General features: G+C 73.9%; 22 protein-coding genes. 17 read left to right on the top strand and 5 right to left on the bottom strand.

Translation table 11 applies throughout. The features are described from left to right. The 3 genes from F9B16_RS22260 to F9B16_RS22250 form a co-directional block, all read right to left on the bottom strand. Positions 1 to 386 (bottom strand): hypothetical protein (locus tag F9B16_RS22260; RefSeq protein ID WP_225991849.1); only part of this gene is annotated, 386 nt, incomplete at its 3' end. A gap of 72 nt (positions 387 to 458) precedes the next feature. After that, positions 459 to 809, bottom strand: coding sequence for an arsenate reductase family protein (locus F9B16_RS22255; protein WP_151542038.1), 351 nt, complete (start codon positions 807 to 809; stop codon positions 459 to 461). Between the two features lie 10 nt (positions 810 to 819). Beyond that, positions 820 to 1,284, bottom strand: coding sequence for a YbaK/EbsC family protein (locus tag F9B16_RS22250; RefSeq protein ID WP_151542037.1), 465 nt, complete (start codon positions 1,282 to 1,284; stop codon positions 820 to 822). Between the two features lie 281 nt (positions 1,285 to 1,565). Between F9B16_RS22250 and F9B16_RS22245 the strand changes: the two genes are divergently transcribed. From F9B16_RS22245 to F9B16_RS22235, 3 genes are all read left to right on the top strand, one after another. Then, positions 1,566 to 2,048, top strand: coding sequence for an SAV_6107 family HEPN domain-containing protein (locus F9B16_RS22245; protein WP_151542036.1), 483 nt, complete (start codon positions 1,566 to 1,568; stop codon positions 2,046 to 2,048). Between the two features lie 260 nt (positions 2,049 to 2,308). After that, positions 2,309 to 3,514, top strand: coding sequence for a CoA transferase (locus F9B16_RS22240; RefSeq protein ID WP_151542035.1), 1,206 nt, complete (start codon positions 2,309 to 2,311; stop codon positions 3,512 to 3,514). Positions 3,515 to 3,603: 89 nt separating this feature from the next. Beyond that, on the top strand, positions 3,604 to 5,016 hold the full coding sequence (locus F9B16_RS22235) for an MFS transporter (protein ID WP_225991848.1): 1,413 nt from the start codon (positions 3,604 to 3,606) through the stop codon (positions 5,014 to 5,016). A 280-nt stretch (positions 5,017 to 5,296) separates the two neighbouring features. Here the strand turns inward: F9B16_RS22235 and bldD are convergent, their stop codons facing one another. Next, positions 5,297 to 5,791, bottom strand: coding sequence for a transcriptional regulator BldD (gene bldD / locus F9B16_RS22230; protein ID WP_030145002.1), 495 nt, complete (start codon positions 5,789 to 5,791; stop codon positions 5,297 to 5,299). A gap of 404 nt (positions 5,792 to 6,195) precedes the next feature. On the opposite strand from bldD, the gene pyrR reads away from it, so the two are divergent. The 13 genes from pyrR to metK all read left to right on the top strand — a co-directional run bounded on the left by pyrR (position 6,196) and on the right by metK (position 21,292). Beyond that, a complete protein-coding gene (gene pyrR / locus F9B16_RS22225; protein WP_151542043.1) occupies positions 6,196 to 6,816 on the top strand; it encodes a bifunctional pyr operon transcriptional regulator/uracil phosphoribosyltransferase PyrR in 621 nt (206 codons plus the stop codon). Then, positions 6,813 to 7,754 carry an aspartate carbamoyltransferase catalytic subunit gene (locus F9B16_RS22220; protein ID WP_151542034.1) on the top strand — a complete coding sequence of 314 codons (942 nt, stop codon included), beginning with the start codon at positions 6,813 to 6,815 and terminating at the stop codon, positions 7,752 to 7,754. Before pyrR ends, F9B16_RS22220 begins: the two co-directional genes overlap by 4 nt. Positions 7,755 to 7,815: 61 nt before the next feature. Further along, entirely contained in the window at positions 7,816 to 9,102 is a 1,287-nt protein-coding gene (locus tag F9B16_RS22215; protein WP_151542033.1) for a dihydroorotase, read from the top strand. Then, on the top strand, positions 9,099 to 10,217 hold the full coding sequence (gene carA / locus F9B16_RS22210; protein WP_151542032.1) for a glutamine-hydrolyzing carbamoyl-phosphate synthase small subunit: 1,119 nt from the start codon (positions 9,099 to 9,101) through the stop codon (positions 10,215 to 10,217). Before F9B16_RS22215 ends, carA begins: the two co-directional genes overlap by 4 nt. After that, complete coding sequence (carB, locus tag F9B16_RS22205; protein ID WP_151542031.1) at positions 10,217 to 13,585, top strand: carbamoyl-phosphate synthase large subunit; 3,369 nt, start codon at positions 10,217 to 10,219, stop codon at positions 13,583 to 13,585. The genes carA and carB overlap by 1 nt, the downstream gene beginning before the upstream one ends. A gap of 67 nt (positions 13,586 to 13,652) precedes the next feature. Further along, positions 13,653 to 14,540: an iron-sulfur cluster-binding protein gene (locus F9B16_RS22200; protein WP_151542030.1), complete on the top strand. Its 888-nt coding sequence runs from the start codon at positions 13,653 to 13,655 to the stop codon at positions 14,538 to 14,540. After that, the gene (locus tag F9B16_RS22195; protein ID WP_151542029.1) at positions 14,537 to 15,529 is read left to right on the top strand and encodes a dihydroorotate dehydrogenase; all 993 of its coding nucleotides are present in this window, start codon (positions 14,537 to 14,539) and stop codon (positions 15,527 to 15,529) included. Before F9B16_RS22200 ends, F9B16_RS22195 begins: the two co-directional genes overlap by 4 nt. Then, entirely contained in the window at positions 15,526 to 16,251 is a 726-nt protein-coding gene (gene pyrF / locus F9B16_RS22190) for an orotidine-5'-phosphate decarboxylase (RefSeq protein ID WP_151542028.1), read from the top strand. The genes F9B16_RS22195 and pyrF overlap by 4 nt, the downstream gene beginning before the upstream one ends. Positions 16,252 to 17,238: 987 nt before the next feature. Beyond that, positions 17,239 to 17,565, top strand: coding sequence for an integration host factor, actinobacterial type (gene mihF / locus F9B16_RS22185; RefSeq protein ID WP_021597647.1), 327 nt, complete (start codon positions 17,239 to 17,241; stop codon positions 17,563 to 17,565). A gap of 148 nt (positions 17,566 to 17,713) precedes the next feature. Further along, positions 17,714 to 18,262, top strand: coding sequence for a guanylate kinase (gmk, locus tag F9B16_RS22180; RefSeq protein ID WP_151542027.1), 549 nt, complete (start codon positions 17,714 to 17,716; stop codon positions 18,260 to 18,262). Positions 18,263 to 18,324: 62 nt separating this feature from the next. Next, positions 18,325 to 18,579 carry a DNA-directed RNA polymerase subunit omega gene (gene rpoZ / locus F9B16_RS22175; protein WP_151542026.1) on the top strand — a complete coding sequence of 85 codons (255 nt, stop codon included), beginning with the start codon at positions 18,325 to 18,327 and terminating at the stop codon, positions 18,577 to 18,579. 131 nt (positions 18,580 to 18,710) lie between these two features. Further along, the gene (gene coaBC / locus F9B16_RS22170; RefSeq protein WP_151542025.1) at positions 18,711 to 19,931 is read left to right on the top strand and encodes a bifunctional phosphopantothenoylcysteine decarboxylase/phosphopantothenate--cysteine ligase CoaBC; all 1,221 of its coding nucleotides are present in this window, start codon (positions 18,711 to 18,713) and stop codon (positions 19,929 to 19,931) included. 167 nt (positions 19,932 to 20,098) lie between these two features. Continuing rightward, positions 20,099 to 21,292 carry a methionine adenosyltransferase gene (metK, locus tag F9B16_RS22165; protein ID WP_151542024.1) on the top strand — a complete coding sequence of 398 codons (1,194 nt, stop codon included), beginning with the start codon at positions 20,099 to 20,101 and terminating at the stop codon, positions 21,290 to 21,292. A gap of 411 nt (positions 21,293 to 21,703) precedes the next feature. On the opposite strand, the gene F9B16_RS22160 is transcribed toward metK, so the two are convergent. After that, positions 21,704 to 23,374: an MFS transporter gene (locus F9B16_RS22160; RefSeq protein ID WP_225991847.1), complete on the bottom strand. Its 1,671-nt coding sequence runs from the start codon at positions 23,372 to 23,374 to the stop codon at positions 21,704 to 21,706. A 151-nt stretch (positions 23,375 to 23,525) separates the two neighbouring features. Between F9B16_RS22160 and F9B16_RS22155 the strand changes: the two genes are divergently transcribed. Then, positions 23,526 to 25,622: a primosomal protein N' gene (locus F9B16_RS22155; RefSeq protein ID WP_151542023.1), complete on the top strand. Its 2,097-nt coding sequence runs from the start codon at positions 23,526 to 23,528 to the stop codon at positions 25,620 to 25,622. Positions 25,623 to 25,672: the final 50 nt, after the last annotated feature.

Genomic DNA, 25,672 nt, shown 5'->3' with positions numbered 1-25,672 from the left:
GCGACCGTGCGCACGGGGGACGTCCGGCTCGGCGGGCGCACCGGGCGGGGCGTCCCGCCCGGGGTCCCGCCGGTCCGCTTCGGCGCCGGCGCGGGCTTCGGCGCGGGCGGGGCGTCCACCCCGCCGCCCGGGTCCGGATGGGTGATCGCGAAGTTGTACCGCCGCGCCAGCATGCCGAGCTGGCCGGACACCCAGTGCGCCACCTGGTCGGCCTCCCGGTAGCCGGCCGCCGAGACGCCCGCCGGCGGGCGGTGCCCGTTCAGCCAGCCCGCGATCGCGGCCTGCGCGTCGCGCAGCTGCTTGATCACCTGGTCGAGCGCGGGCGGGTCGATGCCCCGGAACTCCGGGTCGCGCGCCGCCGGGCCGGTGCGCATCTGAGCGGTCATCGCCCCTCCCGGACGTCACTCATCGTCGGCGTGGAACGTCGCAGCGTTCCGATCCCCAGAATCACACCCGCATCAGCGGCTGTCGAGGGCCTTCCGGACCGACTCGGGGTCGCGGGCGACCACGGCGTCCGCGCCGTTGAGCACGATCGGGCGCTGGATCAGCACCGGGTTCGCCACCATGATCTCGATCCACCGGGCGCGGTCGTGCTCCAGGTCCTTGAGGCCCAGCTCCTTGGCGACCGGCTCGCCGAGGCGCGCCACGTCCCACGGCTCGGCGCCGATGCGCGTGAGCACCGCGTCCAGCTCGTCCGCCGTGGGCGGCTCGTCCAGGTAGCGCCGCTCGGTGTACTCCACGCCCGCCTCGTCCAGCGCGGCCTTGGCGGCCCGGCTCTTCGAGCAGCGCGGGTTGTGCCAGATCTCCATGCTCAGCCTCTCAGCCCACTTCGGCCGGGTCGCCCCCGGTGATCTTCAGCAGTTCCCCGTAGGTGGTCGGGAAGACGGTGTGCGCGAGCCCGCCGGCGGCCCAGACCTCGTCGTACTTGTCCAGCCACACGTCCACGAGCGTGCGGATCGGGGCCGGGTGGCCGACCGGCGCGACGCCGCCGATCGTCTGCCCGGTCGCCGCCCGGACGAACTCGGGCGTCGCCCGCCGCACCTTCTCCGCGCCGACCAGCAGCGCGACCTTGCCGGTGTCCACGCGGTGCGCGCCGCTGGTCATCACCAGCAGCGGCGTCCCGTCGGCGTCGAACACCAGGCTGTTGGCGATCGCGCCGACCTCGCAGCCGAGCTGGTCGGCGGCGGCCTGCGCGGTGCGGGCCGAGTCCGGCAGCTCGACGATCTCCCCGGTGGCGCCGTGCGCGCGCAGCGCCGCGGCGACCCGTTCGACATTCGGATGCATGCCTGCACCTTACGGTGCGCCGGGCCGCCGGACCTCCTCGTTCGCCTGCGCGAACGGCTCCGGCCTGCGGGAAGCGACACCCGTTCGAACACGTTGACGAATCGGCGGCAGGGCGCTTTACTGTGAGTGCGTCGAACTTATGTTCGATGTGGTGCGGGACTCGCGGCCCGCACCAGGGCGACGTCCCCGACCGGCGCAGCGGTGGCCGGCGGGACGGACGGCCGGGCGGAGTGAGGGGAAGCTCTCCGCCCGGCCGGCCCGAGCCCCGGAAGGAGGCAGTCATGTCCGCAACGACGGCCGCGCGCGGAGTCCACTCCGCCGCCCAGCCCGCGCCGGGCCCGCGCCACCGCGCGCTCCCCGCGCCGCGCCCCGCCCACACGGCGGTCGGCCAGCTGCACGCCGCCCGCATGGGCCTCGCCGAGGCGGCCGAGGCCACCTCGCCCGCCGTCCGCTACGTCTGCGCCCACCTGGCCGCGCTGCGCGCCGCCGCCGCGGTGCTGGCGTCCAAGGAGCCCCTGGAGACCCACCGCCGAGGGCGGCCGCGCAGCGTCTGGGTGCTGCTGCCCGAGGCCGAGCCCGCGCTGCGCGAGTGGGCCGCGTTCTTCGCCGCCGGCGCCGACAAGCGCGCCGCCGCCGAGGCCGGCCTCCCGCGCGCCGTCAGCCCGCGCGAGGCGGAGGAGCTCCTCCACGACGCGGAGGTCTTCGTCACCCTCGTCGAGGACACCCTCGGCGTCACCAGCCAGCCCACGTTGCCGACGTCCTGACCCGAGACCCCCTCGAAGGGCCGCCCGACCCTCCCCAGGGCACGGCCCTGCCGCGGCCGGGCCGCCGCTCTCACCGAGCGGGCGGCCCGGCCCGGCCCTCCCGCCCCCCGACGATCGCGCCGGCGCCGGTCGCATCCCCCCGAGCCGACCGGTGCCGGCGCGGTCCCGCCCGTCGAGGTCGGCGGCGAGGTGCTCGGTGCGGAGGAGGCCGGGCGCTCCCGGCGCGCCGATCGTGATGGCCGCGCGGAATACTCCGTGGAATGCAGAATGACGTGACGTCGCCGCCGCTCGCGGGGCTGCGGGTGGTCGAGCTGTCCAGCTTCGTCGCCTCGCCGCTCGGCGGGATGACCCTCGCCCAGCTCGGCGCGGACGTGATCCGCGTCGACCAGACCGGCGGCGGCCCCGACATCGACCGGTGGCCGCTCGCCCCGTCCGGCCGCAGCCTGTACTGGGCCGGGCTGAACAAGGGCAAGCGGTCCCTCACCGCGGACCTGCGGTCGGCCGAGGGGCGCGCCCTCGTCGCCCGGCTGGCCGCCGACGCCGGCGTGGTGCTGACGAACGCGCCGCCCCGCGACGGCCTCACCTACGAGGCGCTGCGCGAGGCGCGGCCCGATCTGATCCACGTCCAGCTCCTCGGCACCCGCGACGGCGGCAACGCCGTGGACTACACGGTGAACGCCGCGGTGGGCTTCCCGTCGATCACCGGGCCGTCCGGGAGCGCCGAGCCGTCCAACCACGTCATGCCCGCCTGGGACGTCGCGTGCGGGCTGTACCTCGCGATCGGGCTGCTGGCCGCCGAGCGGCACCGGCTGCGGACCGGGGAGGGGACGCGGCTGCGCGTCGCGCTGTCCGACGTCGCGCTCGCCACCGCCGGGAACCTCGGCATGCTCGCCGAGGCGCAGTTCGGGCAGGTCCGGCCGCGGCTCGGCAACCACCTGTTCGGCGACTTCGGCCGCGACTTCGCCACCGCCGACGGGCGCGTCATGGTCGCCGTCCTCAGCGCCCGCCACTGGCGCGACCTGGTCGCCGCCACCGGCCTCACCGAGGTCGCGGACGCCCTGGAGCGCGCGCTCGGCGCCGACTTCCGCACCGCCGGCGACCGCTACGCCTACCGGGACGCGCTCGGCGGCGTCCTCGTCCCGTGGTTCGCGTCCCGCACGTGCGCCGAGGTCGAGGACGCCCTGAAGGGCACCTCCGTGCTGTGCTCCCGGTACCGCGGCTTCGCCGAGGTCGCCGCGGGCCTGCACGACGAGCCGCTCATGGGCGAGATCGACCAGCCGGGCATCGGCCGCCACCTCGCCCCGGCGTCCCCGATGCGGCTGGGCGACGAGGACCCCGTCCCGGCGCCCGCCCCGGAGCTGGGCCGGCACACCGCCGAGATCCTCCGTGACGTGCTGGGCCTCTCCGACGCGGAGATCGCGTCCCTCCGGTCCCGCGGCGTGGCCGGGGAGCCCCGGCCACGCTGACACGCCGCACGCCAGCGGAGCGGTGGGCCGCCGATGTCGCTTTTGGGGGGATGTGGGATCGTTAGGGCGGCGAAGTAAGGGAGGGCGCGGTGCGGTCGCGGGGCGGGCGCGGGCTGGTGCCGCTGCTGGCGTTCCTCGGCGTGATGGCGTACTCGCTGTCGATGGCGGTCGTGACGCCCGCGCTCGCGCTGATCCAGCAGGGCCTGCACACCACGGCGGCCGGCGCCGCCTGGGCGATCACGTCGATGACGCTGTCGGCGGCCGTGGCGACGCCCGTGGTCGGCCGGCTCGGCGACCTGTACGGGCCGCGCCGCGTGCTGCTCGCGGTCCTGGCCGTCGCCACCGTCGGCATGGTGATCGCGGCGGCGGCCGGGTCGCTCCCGCTGATGCTGTTCGGCCGGATGCTGAGCGGGATCGGCGGCGGCGTCTTCCCGCTCGCCTACACGATCATCCGGGACGTGTTCCCGCCCGCCCGGACGGCGTCGGCGGTCGGCCTGATGTCGTCCATGCTGGGCCTCGGCGGCGCGGTGTCGTGGTGCCTGGCCGGCCCGATCATCGACCTGCTGGGCTGGCGCTGGCTGCTCTGGGTGCCGGTGGCCGGGCTGCTGCCGGGCGTCCTGCTCGCCTGGTGGATCGTTCCGGCCGCGGAGCCCCGGGAGGCCGCCAGGGTCGACTGGTGGGGCGCCGCGCTGTTCGCCGGCTGGCTGGTCGCGGCGCTGACCGCGCTCACCGAGGGGATGGACTGGGGCTGGACGTCCCCGGGCGTCCTCGGCCTGCTCGGCCTCGCCGCGGTGCTGGCGGCGGCGTGGCTGCGGGTCGAGGCCCGCGTCGCCGAACCCCTCGTCGACCTGCGGCTGATGCGCGTCCGCGGGGTCTGGACGGCGAACGCCGCGTCGCTGCTGTCGGGGTACGCGCTGATGGCGGGCGGGCTGCTGTTCCCGCTGCTCGTCCAGCTGCCCGCGAGCACCGGGTACGGCTTCGGCGGGACGGCCACGCAGGCGGCGCTGCTGCAGCTGCCCGCCAGCATCGGGATGACGGCGGCGGGGATGACCGCCGGGCTCCTCGACCGCCGGATCGGGTCCCGCCTGGTCCTGCTCGGCGGGGCGGTCCTGACCGCCGCCGGCTACGCGTTCGTGGTCGTCGAGCACGCGGCGATGTGGCAGCTCTACGTCGGCGGGCTCGGCCGCGGCATCGGGCTCGGGTTCGCCTACGCCGCCGTCGCGAACCTCGTCGTCGCGGCCGTCCCGGCGGGGGAGACGGGCGTCGCCACCGGCATCAACACCCTCATCCGCACCGTCGGCGCGTCCCTCGGCACGCAGGTCAGCGCCGTGATCGTGGCGGGCCTGCCGGGCGAGCGCGGCTTCTCGTCCGGGTTCGCGGTCAGCGCCGCCGTCATGGTCGCCGTGCTCCCGCTCGCCCTGCTCGTCCCGCGCCGGGGCCGCCGCCCGGACGGCCGCGTCCCGTCCCGCGGCGAGGAGCGCCGGGCCGCCCCCGTGTCGTGACGCGGCGGGGTGGACGCAGAGTGATGGCTGCGGCCCGCGGGCCGCGGGAACCGCGCGCGTGCGGGAGGGACCGCCGCGCTTTTCGGGAAATTCGCTGCCCCGGGGGAATCCGGGCGGAATCGCTATCGAGTTCCCCGCGCGCCCGGCCGGCCGCGCGCGGGCGAAACGGAACGGGACCCGGCGGTGAGCCGGGCCCCGTCACGGTGATGCGCCGAACTGGTGAAGCGCCGAACTGGTGATGCGTCGAACCGGTGGTGCCTGGAACTGGTGGTGCGGTCGATCAGAACGACTCGACGGCGCGGCGCGCCTCCGGGTCGAGCACGCCCCAGGTGATGAGCTCTTCGGTCAGCTCGGTCGGGGACTTGTCATAGATGACCGCCAGGGAGCGCAGGTCTTCCTGGCGGATGGACAGGACCTTTCCGTTGTAGTCGCCCCGCTGGCTCTGGATCGTCGCGGCGTAACGGGCGAGAGGACCGGCCTTGTCCTTCGGAAGCTGCTGCAGCCGCTCAAGGTCGATGACGAGCTTGGGCGTGGGCCCGAGCGGGCTCGGCGCGGCTCCGCCGGGCAGCAACTCGGAAACCGGCACGCCGTAGAAATCGGCGAGCTCGGCCAGCTTCTGAACGGTGACGGCGCGGTCGCCCCGCTCGTACGAACCCACGACGACGGCCTTCCAGCGGCCGCGGGACTTCTCCTCCACACCGTGCAGCGACAGCCCCTGCTGGGTGCGGATGGCGCGCAGGCGCGCGCCGAGAGCCTTAGCGTATTCAGACGGCATTCTGCGGCCCCCCAGGCTCACTTTCGTCGTCGTTGGACCCCGGCGGATGCCGGGGGGGAGACAGATTCCCGGAGCCTTTCGGGCCCAAGACCCTGTCCCCAGGGATGGTTACGGACAGTGACGGTAAAACGGTGAGGGCCCTAGGTCAAGCTGATTGGAAAAAAGCGGTCGAATCCGCAGGTCTCGATCCGGGCCGTCCGGATCCCCGCAGGCCCTGCCGGGCAGGGCCGCGCGGGCCCGCCGGCGGGCGCCGGACGGCCTCCCGCGCAGGCCGAGTGTGACCCCTCTCACCAGGCAAGACGCGGGAGGCCCGGGTGCGGGGCAGCCGCGCCCGGCTGCTACCGTGTCGGGGACAAGACGTCCTTTAAGACCCGTCCCGTGAGGCGGGAAAGGAGGTTCCGGTGGTGAATGCTGCCTCCAGGCCGGACCGGCCTGCGGGGGCGCGCCCGGACACGGACCCCCGGCCCAAGGCCGTTCTGGAGGGTCCCGACATCAGGCGGGCGCTGACCCGGATCGCGCACGAGATCCTCGAACGCACCAAGGGCGGGCACGACGTCCTGCTCCTCGGCATCCAGACGCGCGGCGTGACGCTCGCCGAGCGGCTCGCCGGGCTGCTGCACGACGTCGAGGGCCGGCCGGTGCCGTGGGGCTCCCTCGACGTGACCATGTACCGCGACGACCTGCGCATGCGTCCCGCGCGCGCGCTCGGCCGCACCGAGCTGCCGTCCGACGGGATCGACGACCGCGTCGTCGTGCTGGTCGACGACGTGCTGTTCTCCGGCCGGACGGTCCGCGCCGCGCTCGACGCGCTCAACGACCTCGGGCGGCCGCGCGCCGTGCAGCTCGCCGTCCTGGTGGACCGCGGGCACCGGGAGCTGCCCATCCGCGCCGACTACGTGGGCAAGAACCTGCCCACCTCGATGCGCGAGAACGTGAAGGTGCTGCTGGCCGAGAACGACGGCCGCGACGCCGTCCTGCTCGGCCCCGCGGCAGGGGCGCCCGTCCCCGCGGAGGGAGCCAAGTGAAACGCCATCTGATCTCGGCGGCCGACCTGACCCGCGACGACGCGCTGCTGGTCCTGGACACGGCCGAGGAGCTCGCGCAGATCGCGAGCCGCGCCGTCAAGAAGCTGCCGACGCTGCGCGGCCGGACGGTCGTCAACCTGTTCTTCGAGGACTCCACCCGGACCCGGATCTCGTTCGAGGCGGCCGCCAAGCGGCTGTCCGCCGACGTGATCAACTTTTCGGCGAAGGGGTCGAGCGTGTCCAAGGGCGAGAGCCTGAAGGACACCGCGCTCACCCTGGAGGCGATGGGCGCCGACGGCGTCGTCATCCGGCACGGCGCGTCCGGCGCCCCGCACCGGCTCGCGGGCTGGGTGCAGGGCAGCGTCGTCAACGCCGGCGACGGCACCCACGAGCACCCGACGCAGGCGCTGCTGGACGCGTTCACGATGCGCAAGCGGCTCGGCGACCTGGAGGGCCGCCGCGTCACGATCGTCGGCGACGTCCTGCACAGCCGGGTGGCACGATCCAACGTGCTGCTGCTGGACACGCTCGGCGCGGACGTCACCGTCGTCGCGCCGCCGACGCTGCTGCCGGTCGCGATCGACACCTGGCCCTGCTCGGTCTCCTACGACCTGGACGGCGTGCTCCCCAAGAGCGACGTGATCATGATGCTGCGGGTCCAGCAGGAGCGGATGAACGCCGCGTACTTCCCGACGGTGCGCGAGTACAGCCGCCGCTACGGCCTCGACGCCGAGCGCATGGCGGCGCTGCCCGACCACGCCATCGTCATGCACCCCGGCCCGATGAACCGCGGCGTCGAGATCGCCGCGGAGGTCGCCGACTCCGTCCGTTCCACGATCGTCGAGCAGGTCGCCAACGGCGTCAGCGCCCGCATGGCGGTCCTGTACCTGCTGCTCGGGGGCTCCGAGCCCGCGATCGGCCAGGAGGTCTCCCAGTGAGCGGTCTTTCCTGCTGCTCGGCGGCAGTGCTGAATCCCGCGATCGGCCAGGAGGTCTCCCAGTGAGCACGTACATCATCAAGGGCGCCCGGATCCTCGGCGGCGAGCCCGCCGACCTCCTCGTCCGCGACGGCGTCATCGCCGAGGTCGGCTCCGGCCTGGACGAGACGGGCGCGCAGGTCGTCGACGCCGAGGGCCTCGTCGCGCTGCCCGGCCTCGTCGACCTGCACACGCACCTGCGCGAGCCCGGGCGCGAGGACGCCGAGACCGTCGAGTCCGGCACGAAGGCGGCGGCGATGGGCGGCTACACGGCCGTCCACGCGATGGCCAACACCGACCCGGTCGCCGACACCGCCGGCGTCGTCGAGCAGGTGTGGCGGCTCGGCCGCGAGGCCGGGTACTGCGACGTCCAGCCCGTCGGCGCGGTGACGCGCGGGATCGCCGGCGAGCAGCTCGCCGAGCTCGGCGCGATGGCCGACTCCGCCGCCGCGGTCCGGGTGTTCTCCGACGACGGGCACTGCGTGTCCGACGCGGTGATCATGCGGCGGGCGCTGGAGTACGTGAAGGCGTTCGACGGCGTCGTCGCGCAGCACGCGCAGGAGCCCCGGCTCACCGAGGGCGCGCAGATGAACGAGGGCGAGATGTCGGCCGCGCTCGGGCTGCGCGGCTGGCCCGCGGTCGCCGAGGAGGCGATCATCGCCCGGGACGTGCTGCTCGCCCAGCACGTCGGGTCGCGGCTGCACGTCTGCCACGTGTCCACCGCCGGCTCGGTGGAGATCATCCGCTGGGCGAAGAGCAAGGGCTGCCCGGTGACCGCCGAGGTCACCCCGCACCACCTGCTGCTGAACGACGCCAAGGCCGGCACCTACGACCCGATCTTCAAGGTCAACCCGCCGCTGCGCACCGCCGACGACGTCACCGCGCTGCGGCACGCGCTCGCCGACGGCACCATCGACTGCGTCGCCACCGACCACGCCCCCCACCCGGTCGAGGCCAAGGAGACCGAGTGGGCGGTCGCCGCGATGGGCATGATCGGGCTGGAGACGGCGCTGCCGGTCGTCCAGGAGGCCATGGTCGAGACCGGCCTGCTGGACTGGGCCGGCGTCGCCGACCGGATGTCGTACCGTCCCGCCGAGATCGGCCGCCTTACCGGACAGGGTCGTCCGCTGGAGGCAGGTTCGCCCGCCAACATCACGCTGTACGACCCGTCGCCGCGCCGCGCGGTGGACCCGTCGGCGATGACCTCCAAGAGCCGCAACACCCCGTTCGCGGGGCTGGAGCTGCCGGGCCGGGTCGTCGCGACGTTCCTGCGCGGCGAGCCGACCGTCCTGGAAGGGAAGCTTCAGTGACCCCTGCACTGCTCGTTCTGGAAGACGGCAGGGTCTTCCGCGGGACCGCCTACGGCGCCACGGGGGAGACCTTCGGCGAGATGGTCTTCAACACCGGCATGACCGGCTACCAGGAGACGCTGACCGACCCCTCGTACGCCCGCCAGATCGTCGCGATGACGTCCCCCCACATCGGCAACACCGGCGTCAACACCGAGGACCCGGAGTCCGCGCGCATCCAGGTCGCCGGGTACGTGGTGCGCGAGCCCGCGCGCGTGGCGTCCAACTGGCGCGCGACCGGCTCGCTCGGGTCGGCGCTGCGCGAGCAGGGGATCGTCGGCATCGCGATCCCCGGGACCCGCGCGCTGACGCGGCACCTGCGCGACAAGGGCGCGATGCGCGCCGCGATCTTCAGCGGCCCGGACGCCGTCGCGCCCGGCGAGGACGCGCTGGTGGAGCGCGTCCGGCAGAGCCCGTCGATGGAGGGCGCCGACCTCGCCCGGGACGTCTCGGCCGCCGAGCCGTACGTCGTCGCGGCGCAGGGCGAGAAGCGCTACACCGTCGCCGCCGTCGACCTCGGCATCAAGGCGATGACGCCGTACCGGATGTCCGAGCGGGGCTGCGAGGTGCACGTGCTGCCCGCGGGCAGCACCGCCGAGGACATCCTCGCGCTGAACCCCGACGGGGTGTTCTTCTCCAACGGCCCCGGCGACCCCGCCGCCGCCGGGTACGCCGTCGACGCGCTGCGCGGCGTCCTGGACGCGGGCAAGCCGTTCTTCGGCATCTGCTTCGGCAACCAGATCTTCGGCCGCGCGCTCGGCCTCGGCACCTACAAGCTGCGGTTCGGGCACCGGGGCATCAACCAGCCCGTCCAGGACAAGGCGACCGGCAAGGTCGACGTGTCCGCGCACAACCACGGGTTCGCCGTGGACGCGCCCGCCGACGGCCCGTTCGACACCCCGTACGGCCGCGCCGAGGTCAGCCACGTGAACCTCAACGACGGCTGCGTCGAGGGGCTGCGGCTCCTGGACCGCCCGGCGTTCAGCGTCCAGTACCACCCGGAGGCCGCGGCGGGCCCGCACGACGCGTCCGGGCTCTTCGACCGTTTCTGCGAGATCATGGAGGCGTCGAAGTAATGCCGCGCCGCGAAGACCTGAAGTCCGTCCTGGTCATCGGCTCGGGGCCGATCGTCATCGGCCAGGCGTGCGAGTTCGACTACTCCGGCACCCAGGCGTGCCGGGTGCTGAAGGCCGAGGGCCTGCGGGTGACGCTGGTCAACAGCAACCCCGCCACGATCATGACCGACCCGGAGTTCGCCGACGCCACCTACGTCGAGCCGATCACCCCCGAGGTCGTCGAGAAGATCATCGCCAAGGAGCGGCCGGACGCGCTGCTGCCCACCCTGGGCGGCCAGACGGCCCTCAACACCGCGATCGCGCTGTTCGAGAGCGGCGTCCTCGCCAAGTACGGGGTCGAGCTGATCGGCGCCGACGTCGACGCGATCCAGGCGGGCGAGAACCGGGAGAGGTTCAAGGAGATCGTCGCCAAGGTCGCGCGCGAGCAGGGCCTGAACGCCGAGTCCGCCCGGTCCGTCATCTGCCACACGATGGACGAGATCATCGCGGCGGCCGGCGAGCTCGGCTACCCGCTCGTCGTCCGGCCGTCGTTCACCATGGGCGGCCGCGGCTCCGGCTTCGCCCACGACGAGGACGAGCTGCGCCGCATCGCCGGCGCCGGCCTCGACGCGTCCCCGACCAGCGAGGTGCTCCTGGAGGAGTCGATCCTCGGCTGGAAGGAGTACGAGCTGGAGGTCATGCGGGACCGCGCCGACAACGTGGTCATCGTCTGCTCCATCGAGAACCTCGACCCGATGGGCGTGCACACCGGCGACTCGATCACCGTCGCGCCCGCGATGACGCTGACCGATCGCGAGTACCAGAACATGCGCGACGTCGCGATCGCGGTGATCCGCGAGGTCGGCGTCGACACCGGCGGCTGCAACATCCAGTTCGCCGTGCACCCCGGCACCGGCCGGATGATCGTCATCGAGATGAACCCGCGGGTGTCGCGCTCGTCGGCCCTGGCGTCCAAGGCCACCGGCTTCCCGATCGCCAAGATCGCCGCGAAGCTCGCCATCGGCTACACCCTCGACGAGATCCCCAATGACATCACCCGCGAGACCCCCGCGTCGTTCGAGCCGACCCTCGACTACGTCGTGGTGAAGGTGCCGCGGTTCGCGTTCGAGAAGTTCCCCGGCGCCGACCCGACCCTCACCACGCACATGAAGTCGGTCGGCGAGGCGATGGCGATCGGCCGCTGCTTCACCGAGGCGCTGCAGAAGGCGCTGCGGTCCCTGGAGCGCAAGGGCTCGTCGTTCAGCTGGGCCGGCGCCGCCGACGACCGGGAGCTGCTGGAGTCGGCCCGGCGCCCGCACGACGGGCGGCTCCGCGACGTCCAGCGGGCGCTGTGGGCGGGCGCGAGCATCCAGGAGGTCTACGAGGCGACCGGGATCGACCCCTGGTTCCTCGACCAGATCGCCGCGATCAACGAGATCGCCGAGGAGATCCGCACCGCCGACGACGCGCTCACCCGCGACAAGATCCTGCGCGCCAAGCGGCACGGGTTCTCCGACGCGCAGATCGGCGAGCTGCGGGGCCTGTCGGAGGAGGTCGTCCGGGAACTGCGGCACGCGCTCGGCGTCCGCCCCGTCTACCTGACCGTCGACACCTGCGCCGCCGAGTTCGCCGCCCAGACCCCGTACCTGTACTCCGCCTACGACGAGGAGACCGAGGTCCCGCCGGGCGCGAAGCCCAAGGTGATCATCCTCGGCAGCGGGCCCAACCGGATCGGGCAGGGCGTCGAGTTCGACTACTCGTGCGTCCACGCCTCGTTCGCGCTCGCCGAGGCGGGCTACGAGACCGTGATGGTCAACTGCAACCCCGAGACCGTCTCCACCGACTACGACACCTCCGACCGGCTCTACTTCGAGCCGCTCACCCTGGAGGACGTCCTCGAGGTGGTGTACGCCGAGCAGCAGTCCGGCGAGGTCGCGGGCGTCATCGTCCAGCTCGGCGGGCAGACCCCGCTCGGCCTGGCGCAGAAGCTCAAGGACGCGGGCGTGCCGATCGTCGGGACGTCCCCCGAGAGCATCCACCTCGCCGAGGAGCGCGGCGCGTTCGGGCACGTCCTGCACCGCGCCGGGCTGCTCGCGCCCAAGCACGGCACCGCCACCTCCTACGAGGAGGCCCTCGAGATCGCCGCGGAGATCGGCTACCCCGTCCTCGTCCGGCCCTCCTACGTGCTCGGCGGGCGCGGCATGGAGATCGTGTACGACGACACCACGCTGGAGTCGTACATGGCGCGGGCGACCGAGGCGAGCCCCGAGCACCCGGTGCTCGTCGACCGGTTCCTGGACGAGGCCATCGAGATCGACGTCGACGCCCTCTACGACGGCGAGGAGCTGTACCTCGGCGGCGTCATGGAGCACATCGAGGAGGCCGGCATCCACTCCGGCGACTCGGCGTGCGCGCTGCCGCCCATCACCCTCGGCCACGACGACATCCGCCGCATCCGGGAGTCCACCGAGGCGCTCGCCAAGGGCGTCGGGGTCCGCGGGCTGATGAACGTCCAGTACGCGCTGTCGGCGGGCGTCCTGTACGTCCTGGAGGCCAACCCGCGCGCGTCCCGGACCGTCCCGTTCGTGTCGAAGGCGACCGCGGTGCAGCTCGCCAAGGCCGCCGCCCGCGTCATGATGGGCGCCACGATCGCCGAGCTGCGCGCCGAGGGCCTGCTCCCCGAGGCCGGCGACGGCGGCACCCTGCCGCTGGACGCGCCGATCGCCGTCAAGGAGGCCGTGCTGCCCTTCGACCGGTTCCGCAACGAGCGCGGCCAGGGCGTCGACACGATCCTCGGCCCCGAGATGCGCTCCACCGGCGAGGTCATGGGCATCGACGAGGTGTTCGGCACCGCGTTCGCCAAGTCGCAGCAGGCCGCCTACGGCTCGCTGCCCACCAAGGGCCGCGCGTTCGTGTCGGTCGCGAACCGGGACAAGCGGCACATGATCTTCCCGGTCAAGCGGCTCGCTGACCTGGGCTTTGAGATTCTTGCCACGGAAGGGACCGCGGAGGTCCTGCGCCGCAACGGCGTGCGTGCCAAGATCGTGCGCAAGCACAGCGAAGGCCCGGGCCCGGACGGCGAGCCCACCATCGTGCGGCGCGTCCTGGACGGCGAGGTCGACCTCATCGTCAATACTCCCTTCGGAAGCCCCGGCCAGTCGGGGCCGCGGCTCGACGGGTACGAGATCCGCACCGCGGCCGTGCTGCGGGGCGTACCGTGCGTGACGACCGTCCAGGGGCTCGCCGCCGCCGTCCAGGGCATCGAGGCCGTCGCGGGCGGCCAGGTCGGCGTCCGCTCCCTCCAGGAGCACGCCGAGCGGCTCAGCGGCGCCCACGGGCGCACCGGCGCGGTCGCCCCGGCGGGTGACGGCACGGTGGCGCCCGGGTGACAGCCGCCCCGCGGGCGGGGCCGCCGGCCCCGCCCGCGCGGCGGACGCGACGAGGAGAGGGAGACGGGTGTCCGACACGCCGGTGCAGACGTCGGCGACGGTCCTCACGGTCCGCCAGGTGCAGGACTACCACGCGATGACGCTGGTGGCGCCCGCCATCGCCGAGCGGTTCCGGCCCGGCCAGTTCGTGGCCGTCGCCGTCGGCGGCGAGCACACCGCCCGGCTGGTCCGCCGCTGCTTCGGCGTCCACCAGGTCCAGTCCGACTACGGCGGCACCGTCGAGGTCGTGTTCGCCGACACCGAGCCCGGCACCGGCTGGCTCGCCGGCCGCCGCGCCCGCGACCAGCTCGACCTGCTCGGCCCGCTCGGCCGCCCCTTCCGGCTGCCCCGCGACCCCGTCAGCTGCCTGCTGGCCGCCGGCGGCCCCGGCGGCGCCGCCGTGTTCGCGCTCGCCGACACGCTGGTGCGGCGCGGCTGCCAGGTCCACTTCGTGCTCGCCGGGCCGTCCGCCAAGCAGGTGTTCGGGTCCCGGATGGCGCAGCGCATCGGCGACTCCGCCACCGTCGTCACCGAGGACGGCTCGCTCGGCGAGAAGGGCACCATGCGCGACGTGCTGCCCCGCGTCGTCCAGGAGACCGGCGCCGACGTCGTCTACGCCTGCGGGCCGACCGGGCTGCTGCGCTCGGTCACCCAGATCGCCGGCGAGTTCGGGCTGCCGTCCCAGGTGTCGGTCGAGGAGTTCCTGCAGCGCACCGGCGCCTGCGGCATCGGCGTCTGCATGACCTGCATGCTGCCCGTCCACGGCGAGGACGGCGTCACCCGCATGGTCCGCGCCTGCGCCGACGGGCCCGTCCTGCGCGGCGACCGCGTCCGCTGGGGCGACCTCGGCACCATCCCGTTCGACGCGCTCGGCGCGCCGCGCGTCCTCAGCGTCACGGAAGGAGGCTCCAAGTGAGCGACCGGGCGAGCGACCGGGTGCGGACCGCCCTCGGCGCCCTGGAGCTTCCCAACCCCGTCCTGACGGCCTCCGGATGCGGCGGCACCGGACGCGAACTCGCCCAGTTCTTCGACCTCGCCCGCCTCGGCGCGTTCGTCACCACCTCGGTGATGCCGCAAGCGCGCGCGGGACGCCCCACACCGCGCGTGACCGAGACCCCCAGCGGCCTCCTCACCGCCATGGGCCTCCCCGGCCCCGGCATCGAGACGTTCCTGGAACGCGACCTTCCCTGGCTCATCGAGCAGGACGTCCGCACCATCGTGTCCATCGCCGGCAACAGCGTCGAGGAGTTCGGCGACCTCGCCCGCCGGCTCCGCCACGTCCCCGGCGTCGCCGCAATCGAGGTCAACGTCGCCTGCCCCAACGTCGAGGACCGCGGCCGCATGTTCGGCTGGCACCCGTCCGCCGCCGCGTCCGTGCTCCGCGCCGTCCGCGCCGCCGCCCGGCCCGGCACCCCGATCTTCGCCAAGCTCGCCCCCGACGTCACCGACATCGTCGGGATCGCGCTCGCCTGCGTCGACGCCGGCGCCGACGGCCTCACCCTGATCAACACCATGGACGGCATGGCCATCGACCCGCACACCCTCCGGCCCGCCCTCACCGGCGTGTCCGGCGGCCTGTCCGGGCCCGCGATCCGGCCCGTCGCCGTCCGCTGCGTCTACCAGGTGCACGCCGCGCTGCCCAGCACCCCGATCATCGGCGTCGGCGGCATCGCCACCGGCCTCGACGCCCTCGAGTTCATCCTGGCCGGCGCGTCCGCCGTCGCCGTCGGCACCGCCCTGTTCCACGACCCCGCGGCCGGCCCCCGCGTCCTGCGCGAGCTGGACGAGGCCCTCGCCGCCCGCCGCATCGGGCGCCTCGCCGACGCCGTCGGGCTCGCCCACAAGCCCGCCGGCTACGTGCCGCCCCAGGTGCGGCCCCAAGAGCCCGAGAAGGAGAAGCTGTGACCGCAGCCCCCATCGCCGTCGCGCTGGACGCGCCCGACCTGGACACGGCCGCGCGCTGGGCCACCCTGGTCACGCCGCACGTCTCCACCGTCAAGGTGGGCCTCGAGCTGTACCTGCGGTACGGGCCCGACGTCGTCGCCAGCGTCCGCGGCGCGAGCCGCGTCCAGGTCTTCCTCGACCTCAAGCTGCACGACATCCCCGCCACCGTGCGCGGCGCCGCCCGCGCCGTCGCCCGGCTCAAGCCGTCCTACCTCACCGTGCACGCCGCCGGCGGCCCCGCCATGATCCGCGAGGCGGTCGAGGCGGCCCCCGCCACCACGATCGCCGCGGTGACCGTGCTGACCTCCCTGGACGACGCCGACCTGCGCGCCGTCGGCATCGAGGGGCCCGCCCCCGACGCCGTCCGCCGCCTCGCCGCCCTCGCCGTCGGCGCGGGCGCCCAGGCCCTCGTCTGCTCCCCGCAGGAGGCCGCCGCCGTCCGCGCCGAGGTCGGCCCCGGCATCACCCTCATCACCCCCGGCGTCCGCCCCGCCGGCGCCGACACCCAGGACCAGGCCCGCGTCGCCACCCCCGAGGCCGCGCTCGCCGCCGGCGCCGACCTCCTCGTCATCGGCCGCCCCATCACCGCCGCCCCCGACCCCGGCGCCGCCGCCGCGGCCATGGCCGCCGCGCTCAGAAAATTCCCGGGGGAGCGACCCCCCGGAACCCCCCGTCACGGCTGACAGGCCGTTTCCCCGCTCCGCTGGCGCTCCGCGGCGAAACGGCCTGCCAGCCGGCGGGCATGCCCGCTGCGCTCGCTGCACTCGCTCCGCGGGCCTGCCCGTGGCGGTGGCCGGGGTCCGGCCTTCCGCGCCGGCGCTCAGCCGGGTTTCACGTCCTGGGGTCGCGCAAGCTCAACTCTTCGCGGCGGCGCTCGGCGGGCCCCGCGTCGTGGCGGTGTTCGGGCGGGATCGCGCGCGGGGGAGTGGGCGCGGGGGGATTGGGGCGCGGGGGATGGATTTGGTTTTGGGGGTGGATTTAGCGCGGGTGTTGTTGGGCGTGCGGGAGCGCGCATTGTCGATTTACTTCGCGTGCGAATGCCGGGCCGGGGATCCGCAAAGCGATACGGGGGGACGGCGAAGTCGGTTCGGCCCGATTCGCGGTCCGGGACGCCCGCGGTGCCGGACGGGGGCGTCCGGGCGCACTGGGGGGAGGCGGGCGTGCGCGGGAGGGGAGCTGGGGGGTGCGGGCGGAGGCGGCTCCGGTCTGCTGAACGATCTTGGCGGGTGTGTTGTCGAGGATGGCAGTTGCGGTGCCCCCGCGACGTGCGGAACGGCCCGGCGTGACGAGCGTCACTCGGTCGGGACCGGCTGTGGGGGACCTCACACGGGCCCGTCGCGGGGGGCCGGATCCGGCCCGGCGGCCGGTGGCGGGATCATGGTGGGGAGGCCCCCGGAGGGAGTGGACCGCCGCGCCGGGGCGGTGCCGAGTGCCGTAAATCGGGGCAGAATGGGCGGATTTTCACGATCATGCGAAAGTCCCAGCAAGGCAAGGGGATGGGCCGCCGGAGGGCCCGAGTCGAGTACACTCTGTATTCAGGACACTCCAGGGAGTGATTTTCGTGATTTTGTGGCGGGCTAAACGGCACTTCACGTTGCCTTATGGGGCGTGAACTCGCTAGTTTCCCAACCCGTCCGACTCCGTCGAGTGGAAACCTGAGGTGACCCGGCGTGGCTCTTCCGCCCCTAACCCCCGAACAGCGCGCCGCAGCCCTGGAGAAGGCTGCCAAGGCTCGCAAGGAGCGGGCCGAGGTTAAGAACAAGCTCAAGCACGGGGGGACCTCGCTCGCCGAGGTTCTCAAGGAGGGTCAGTCCGACGACGTCATCGGGAAGATGAAGGTGTCGGCCCTCCTGGAGTCCCTGCCCGGTGTGGGCAAGGTCCGTGCGAAGCAGATCATGGAGCGTCTGGGCATCGCCGAGTCCCGCCGCGTGCGGGGCCTCGGCGCCAACCAGCGCGCCTCCCTGGAGCGTGAGTTCGGCGGAAGTGCGAACCGCTGACGCGCGACTCACGGGCGGGCGCGGCGGCCCTTCGCACGAAGGAGCCGCCGCGGCCGGGTCCGGGCTCCCCGGATCCGGCACCATCCCGTCCGGCTCCGGCGCACCCATCACTGCGCCGGCGGGCTCCGAACAACCGCATGGCCCGCTCATGTCCCGCCTGACGGTCCTGTCCGGGCCGTCGGGCGTCGGCAAGAGCACGGTCGTCGCCGAGATCCGGCGCTCACACCCCCGGGTGTGGCTGTCGGTCTCGGTGACCACCCGGGCCCCCCGCCCGGGTGAGACCCACGGTGTGCAGTACTTCTTCGTCGACGACGCCGGTTTCGACCGGCTCGTCGCCGAAGGGGAGCTGCTCGAATGGGCCGAGTTCGCGGGCAACCGCTACGGCACCCCGCGCCGGCCCGTGCAGGAGCGCCTCGCCCGCGGCGAGCCGGTCCTGCTCGAGATCGACCTCCAGGGCGCCCGGCAGGTCCGCGAGACGATGCCCGGCGCGCGCCTGGTGTTCCTCGCGCCGCCCAGCTGGGACGAGCTGGTCCGCCGCCTCACCGGCCGCGGCACCGAGCCCCCCGAGGTGATCGAGCGCCGCCTGGACGCGGCCCGCGTCGAGCTCGCCGCCGAAAAGGAGTTCGACGTCACCCTCGTGAACACGTCCGTCCAGGGCGTGTGCCATGAGCTGCTAACCTTGATGGCTGTTCGTTAGTGTCGGCGACCGCCGTGTCCGGCGGCCGGCACCGCAGTGAATCACTAGTGGAAGGCCACGGAGTGGCAGCCAGCAGCGAAGGCATCACCAACCCGTCGATCGACGAGCTCCTCGAGGTCGTCGAGACCAAGTACGGCCTCGTGAGCATCGCGGCCAAGCGCGCCCGGCAGATCAACGCCTACTACGCCCAGCTCGGCGAGGGCCTGCTGGAGTACGTCGGCCCGCTCGTCGAGACGCAGGTGCAGGAGAAGCCCCTGTCGATCGCGCTGCGCGAGACCCGCGAGGGCCTCCTCAACGCCGAGCCGATCGAGGGCTGAGCGCCCGCCGGCCCGGCAGGGGCGGCCGTCGCGCTCTCCGGCGCGGCCGGCCCTCGCGATGCCCCGGAGCGCCGCCCTGAGGGCGGCCCCCGGGTGCGGCCGGGCCCCGGGCCTGATGGGACAGTGTCCGCATGACCTCCCGTAAGCCGCGCGTCGTCCTCGGTGTGAGCGCCGGGATCGCCGCGTACAAGGTGTGCGAGCTGCTGCGGCGGCTCACCGAGTCGGGCCACGACGTCACCGTCGTCCCGACGCGGGACGCGCTGCGCTTCGTCGGCGAGCCGACCTGGGCGGCGCTGTCGGGCAACCCTGTCTCCACCGAGGTGTGGGACGGGGTCGCGCGGGTCCCGCACGTCCGGCTCGGGCAGGACGCCGACCTGGTGTTCGTCGCCCCCGCGACCGCAGACCTGCTCGCCCGGGCCGCGCACGGCCTGGCCGACGACCTGCTCACCAACACCCTGCTCACCGCCCGCTGCCCGGTCGTGTTCGCGCCCGCGATGCACACCGAGATGTGGGAGCACCCGGCGACCCGCGCGAACGTCGCGACGCTCCGCGCCCGCGGAGCGATCGTGGTGGAGCCCGCGTCCGGCCGGCTGACCGGCAAGGACACCGGCCCCGGCCGGCTGCCCGACCCCGCCGAGCTGTTCGAGGTGGCGCGCCGCGTCCTCGCCCGCGGGTCCGCCGGGCGCGACCTCGCCGGACGGCACGTGGTCGTGTCCGCCGGCGGCACCCGCGAACCCCTCGACCCCGTCCGGTTCATCGGCAACCGCTCGTCGGGCCTGCAGGGGTACGCGCTGGCCCGCACGGCGGCGGCCCGCGGCGCGCGCGTGACGCTCGTCGCGGCCAACGTGGCGCTGCCCGACCCGGCCGGCGCGCACGTCGTGCCGGTGGGGTCCGCCGAGGAGATGCGGAAGGCCGTGCTGGAGGCCGCCGGCGACGCCGACGCGGTGGTGATGGCCGCCGCCGTCGCCGACTTCCGCCCCGTCGACTACCGCGGCTCGAAGATCAAGAAGGCGGAGGGCAGCGAACCGGAGCCGATCCGGCTCGCCAAGAACGCCGACATCCTGGCCGAGCTCGGCGAGCGCCGCCGCGCCGGGCAGGTGATCGTCGGGTTCGCGGCCGAGACCGACGACGTGCTCGCCAACGGCCGCGCCAAGCTCGCCCGCAAGCGCAGCGACCTGCTGGTCGTCAACCAGGTCGGGGAGGACCTCACCTTCGGCCGCCCCGACAACGCCGCGGTGATCCTCGGCGCGGACGGGTCGAGCACCGAGGTCGAGCGCGGCGCCAAGGAGGCCCTGGCCGACGTCGTCTGGGACCTCGTCGCCGCGCGCCTCGACCCCCTGCCCGCGGATTGACCGGAGGCTGCCCGACCGCGACCAACGCCATACCGGCGTCCGGGGATGATCCCGCTAGACTGCGGGCTTACCACCCTTGAATGCCCGTGCGGGGAGGTCCCCGCCGAACTCGAAGACATATCCGTCCTGCGACGTCAGTCAGCAGCCGCTGCAAGGAGCTCACGTACGTGTCTCGCCGCCTGTTCACCTCGGAGTCCGTCACCGAAGGACACCCCGACAAGATCGCGGACCAGATCAGCGACGCGATCCTCGACTCGATGCTCAAGGACGACCCGAAGAGCCGGGTCGCCGTCGAGACGATGATCACGACCGGTCAGGTGCATGTGGCCGGTGAGGTCACCACCGAGACCTATGTGGACATCCCCGGCGTCATCCGGGAGAAGATCCTCGAGATCGGCTACGACTCGTCCAAGAAGGGCTTCGACGGCCACTCCTGCGGCGTGTCGGTGTCCATCGGCGCGCAGTCCCCCGACATCGCGCAGGGCGTCGACGACGCCTACGAGACCCGCGAGGGCGAGGGCGTCGACGACCTGGACCGGCAGGGCGCCGGCGACCAGGGCCTGATGTTCGGCTACGCCACCAACGAGACCCCCGAGCTGATGCCGCTGCCGATCACGCTGGCGCACCGGCTCGCGCAGCGGCTGTCCGCGGTCCGCAAGGAGGGCACCGTCCCCTACCTGCGCCCGGACGGCAAGACCCAGGTCACCATCGAGTACGACGGCGACCGCGGCGTCCGCCTCGACACCGTCGTGGTGTCCAGCCAGCACGCTCCCGACATCGACCTGAAGGAGCTGCTCGCCCCGGACGTCAAGGAGCACGTCGTCGACCCGGTGCTCGCCCAGTTCGACCTGGAGACCGACGGCTACCGGCTGCTGGTCAACCCGACCGGCCGCTTCGAGATCGGCGGCCCGATGGGCGACGCCGGCCTCACCGGCCGCAAGATCATCGTCGACACCTACGGCGGCATGGCCCGGCACGGCGGCGGCGCGTTCTCCGGCAAGGACCCGTCCAAGGTCGACCGGTCCGCCGCGTACGCGATGCGCTGGGTCGCCAAGAACATCGTCGCCGCGCAGCTCGCGGACCGCGCCGAGGTCCAGGTCGCCTACGCGATCGGCAAGGCGCACCCGGTCGGCGTGTTCGTCGAGACGTTCGGCACCGAGAAGGTCGCCCCGGAGAAGATCGAGAAGGCCGTCGCGGACGTCTTCGACCTGCGTCCGGCCGCGATCGTCCGCGACCTGGACCTGCTCCGCCCGATCTACTCGCAGACCGCCGCGTACGGCCACTTCGGCCGCGAGGTGCCGGACTTCTCCTGGGAGTCCACGGACCGCGCGAAGGACCTGGCCTCCGCCGCCGGCCTCTGACGAGCCGTAAGCGTCCCTGACGCACCGGAAGGGCCCTGGAGCACCTCCAGGGCCCTTCCGCATGCCCGAGCCGTCCTGACCGCTCTCAGCCCCGCCCAAGCCCCTCTGCCTGCACGGGACGGCCGTGTGGAGGCTGGAGAGCCGCTCAGGGCCGTCGCAGACGGCCCCGGCGCGCGCGGGAAGCCGCAAGCCGATCAGCGAGCGGACCGGCGGAACCGCCCAAGGACCTCAGCCGTCACGCGAGCGCGTTATCTGACCGGTGGGGGCGAAGCCGAAGGCGAGCCCCCACCGGGAAGCTCGCGAAGCGAGGCCGCGCTCGCCCAAGCACGGTCAAGGCGCGAGCCGCTAGGCGAGTGCCTTGGGCCGGGATTGAGTGAACACAGCCGCTAGGCGAGCCCTTTGGGCTGGGATTCAGCCAACACAGTGGTTGCCGCGGTGGAGGCCGTAGTGGGCGGCGATGGTGTAGTGGCCGGGGTCTTTGGCGGTCATGCGGACGAAGTCGCCGGCGCGGGCGAGGCAGGCGTCGCCGCCGGTGACGCTGAGCCAGGGGGACCAGGAGACGCGGACGAGGACGGAGCCGGGCGACGGCATCTCCACGACGAGTTCGCCGGAGTTGAGGGTCTGGACGGTGGCGGGCGGGTCGACGAGCGGTGTGGGGTAGGCGACGCGGTAGAGGCGCCAGTGCTCGTCGTGCCAGACCTCCGCCAGGTACGGCTGGCCGGCCTTGACGAGGGCGGCCTCGTTCTTGCCGGACCAGTCGGCTTCCTGTTCGGGCAGCACGACGTACTGGACGGCCCATTTCCGCAGCCAGTCGTGGTAGCTGGCGGGGGTGAGGGCGCCGTCCTTGTAGAAGAGGCCGTGGCGTTCGGCGTCGACCTGGCGGTTCCAGCCGCGGGCGAGGATGAAGTGGCGGCTGAGGCCGGCGGCCTCCCAGTGGGAGCGGAGGGGGACGACCTCGATGCGGGTCCGCTGGGCGCCGAGGGCGTGGAGTTCGTCGACGAGGCCCTGGGCGTTGGCGGCGGCGGACGCGGCGGGGGTGGTGTGGACGAGGTCCTCGATGGGTTTCACGACCTGCCATGAGCCGGTGATGATGAACGCCAGGGAGAGCACGGCGATGCGGACGCGGCCGTGTGCGCGCGCGACGGCGGCCAGGCAGAACATCGCGCCGAAGACCAGGGAGAGGCGTTCGACGTTGCTTCCGACGGGCGAGGGGATCGCCCAGGTGAGCAGGATGCCGAGCAGGTAGACGCCGGCGCCGACGCGGACGAACCGCCAGCTGGGCGGGGCGAAGACCAGGACGGCGACGACGCTGATGACGGCCCACAGCACGATCGCGGTGAAGGAGATCGGCTGGACGCCGTTGAAGGGGAACAGCAGGCTCGTGGTCCCGACGACGACGGGCATGCCGATCGCGACGGAGATCCCGGCGCGGCGCCGTCCGGTCAGGAAGAGGGTGGCGGCGAGGACGAGCAGGAACAGGCCGGCGACGGGGCTGGACGCGGTGGCGAGCAGGCCGAGGCCGACCATCCCGGCGAAGCGGAGCGCGGGCGTGCCGCGCGGGGTGAACGCGACGATCACCGCCATCAGCGCGAACATGAGGCCGAGCCCGAACGTCACGCGTCCGGAGGCGGTGTTGCACGACAGCGCGAACGCGGCCCACAGCGCGGCGGGCAGCGCCATGCGCGCCTTGAACCGCCTCAGGAGGTGCGCGGTGAGCCCCGCGGAGACGGTGCCGGCGATCACGGCGACGGTCCGGATGCCGAACAGCGCCATCAGGTACGGGGACAGGAGGCTGTAGGAGGCGGGGTGCATGCCGCCGTACCAGGCGAAGCTGTAGGCGGCGGTGGGGTGCTTCCAGGCGAAGTCGGTCCAGGCGGCCTGGGCGGCGAGGTCGCCGCCCTCGGTCGCCAGGTAGAGGGCCCAGATCAGGTGCATGACGGCCGCGGCGACCGTGGCGGCCACGACGGGGTTGCGGGGGTTGGTCCACCGCTTCCACCAGGCCGCGCCGGGGCGGCCCGGGCGGGCCGATGATCCGGCCCGGGTCCGGGCGTCGGTCAGCTCTGGAGTATGCGCTGTGGTCACATCGCCTGCACGTGCTCGTCGGACGGCGGGTGCGCGAAGGGCGTCGGGCGATCTCACTTGTTCGCGGATCGGCCGGATGCGCGCCCCGTTCAAACGGACCACACCTTAGCGCGCGCCGATGGCTGTCGGGCTGATCTGGTAGGACGGGGGCGTGACGGAGGACGGAGGGGGAGCGGACCTGATCCCGGGCCTGGACGACGTGCCCAGGGTGCCCGCGGGCAAGGCGCGGCAGGCGAAGGGGCCCGCCGGGAAGAGCGCTGGCAAGGCCCCCAAGAAGGGGGCGCGGCGCCCGGCGGAGGAGCGGCCCGTCGCCCGTGTCGCGGTCGACATGTCCCTTCCGCATCTGGACCGTCCGTTCGACTACCTGGTCCCGGTGGAGCTCGACGGGAAGGCCGTGCCGGGGTGCCGGGTGAGGGTGCGGTTCGCGGGGCAGCTCGTCGACGGGTTCCTGCTGGAGCGCGTCGAGGAGAGCGGGCATGGCGGGAAGCTCCTGTACCTGGAGCGCGTGACGTCTTCGGAGGCCGTCCTCACGCCGGAGGTCGCCTCGCTGGCGCGGGAGGTCGCCGACCGTTATGCCGGGACGTTCGCGGACGTGCTGCGGCTGGCGGTCCCGCCGCGGCACGCCCGCGTGGAGGCGGAGCCCGTCAAGGACGACGCGGGCGAGGAACCCGCGAAAGGTCACGACGAGGGGGACGACCCGTGGCTGGAGTATCCGGCCGGTGCGTCGTTCCTGAACGCGCTGGCGGAGGGGAGGGCGCCGCGGGCGGTGTGGACGGCGCTGCCGGGCCCGGAGTGGGCGGCGGCCATCGCGCGGGCCGTGGCGGTGACGCTGCGCGCCGGGCGCGGGGCGCTCGTCGTGGTGGCGGACGGCCGTGACGTGGCGCGGGTGGACGCGGCGCTGTCCGCGGAGCTGGGGGAGGGGCGGCACGTCGCGCTGACGGCGGAGCTGGGCCCGGCGGAGCGGTACCGGCGGTGGCTGGCGGTGCTGCGGGGGAAGGCGCGGGCGGTGGTCGGGACGCGGGCCGCGATGTTCGCGCCCGTCGCGGATCTGGGGCTCGTCGTGCTGTGGGACGACGGCGACGACGTGCACGCCGAGCCGCACGCCCCCTATCCGCATCCGCGCGAGGTGCTGGCGCTGCGCGCGCACCGGGCGAAGGCGGCGGCGCTGATCGGCGGGTTCACCCGGACCACGGACGCGACCGTGCTGGTCGAGACGGGATGGGCACACGCCTTGGCCGCCGACCGGGCGCGGGTACGGCGCGCGATGCCGCGTGTCCGGTACGTGGGGGAGGACGCGCAGCTCGCCCGGGACGCGGCGGCGCGCACGGCGCGGCTTCCGAATCTGGCGTTCGAGGCGGCGAGGCGCGCGCTGGAGGAGGGGCCGGTGCTCGTGCAGGTGCCCAGGCGCGGTTACGTGCCGGGCATCGCGTGCGGGCGATGCCGTACTCCGGCGCACTGCGTCGCCTGCCAGGGGCCGTTGGCGTTGCCGTCGTCGCATGCGGCGCCCTACTGCCGGTGGTGCGGCCGCATAGCGGGCGACTGGCATTGCCCCGAATGCGGCTTCTTCCAGGTGCGCGCGATCGTGGTAGGCGCGAAGCGCACGGCGGAGGAGCTGGGCCGGGCGTTCCCAGGCGTGCCGGTGCGGACGTCCGGGCGGGAGGCGATCCTGGAGCGGGTCGGCCCGGAGCGGGCGCTGGTGGTGTCGACGCCGGGCGCGGAACCCCCCGCCGACGGCGGTTACACGGCCGGGCTGCTGCTGGACGGCTGGGTGCTGCTGGGGCGGCCCGACCTGCGGGCGGGGGAGGAGACGCTGCGGCGCTGGATGAACGCGGCGGCGCTCGTCCGGCCGGAGGCGCCGGTGGTGGTGGCGGCGGAGGGGGCGCTGCCGGCGGTCCAGGCGCTCGTCCGGTGGGATCCGGTCACCTACGCCGAGCGGGAGCTGGCCGAGCGCCGGGAGGCGGGGTTCCCGCCGGCGGCGCGGATGGCGTCGCTGACCGCGACCCCGGCCGCGATCCGGGAGCTGCTGGCGGACGCGCGGCTGCCGGACGGGGCGGAGGTGCTCGGGCCGGTGCCCGTCCCGCGGCAGCCGGGAGCGGAGGGGCCGGAGAAGGAGCGCGCTCTTGTCCGGGTGCCACGTGCGGCGGGGCCCGCGCTCGCGCGCGCGCTCAAGGAGGCTCAGGGCGTCCGCAGCGCCCGCAAAGCGACCGAGACCGTCCGCGTCCAGATCGACCCGCTGGAACTCATCTGACCGCGCCGGAGTTGGCCCGCGCGGGAGGCGCGGGCCAATAGGGTTCTCGG

The sequence above is a fragment of the Actinomadura montaniterrae genome (assembly GCF_008923365.1).
Classification (GTDB): Bacteria; Actinomycetota; Actinomycetes; order Streptosporangiales; family Streptosporangiaceae; genus Spirillospora; species Spirillospora montaniterrae.
Note: the sequence above shows the minus strand (reverse complement) of the source record. Positions and strands in the feature narration are given on the sequence as shown.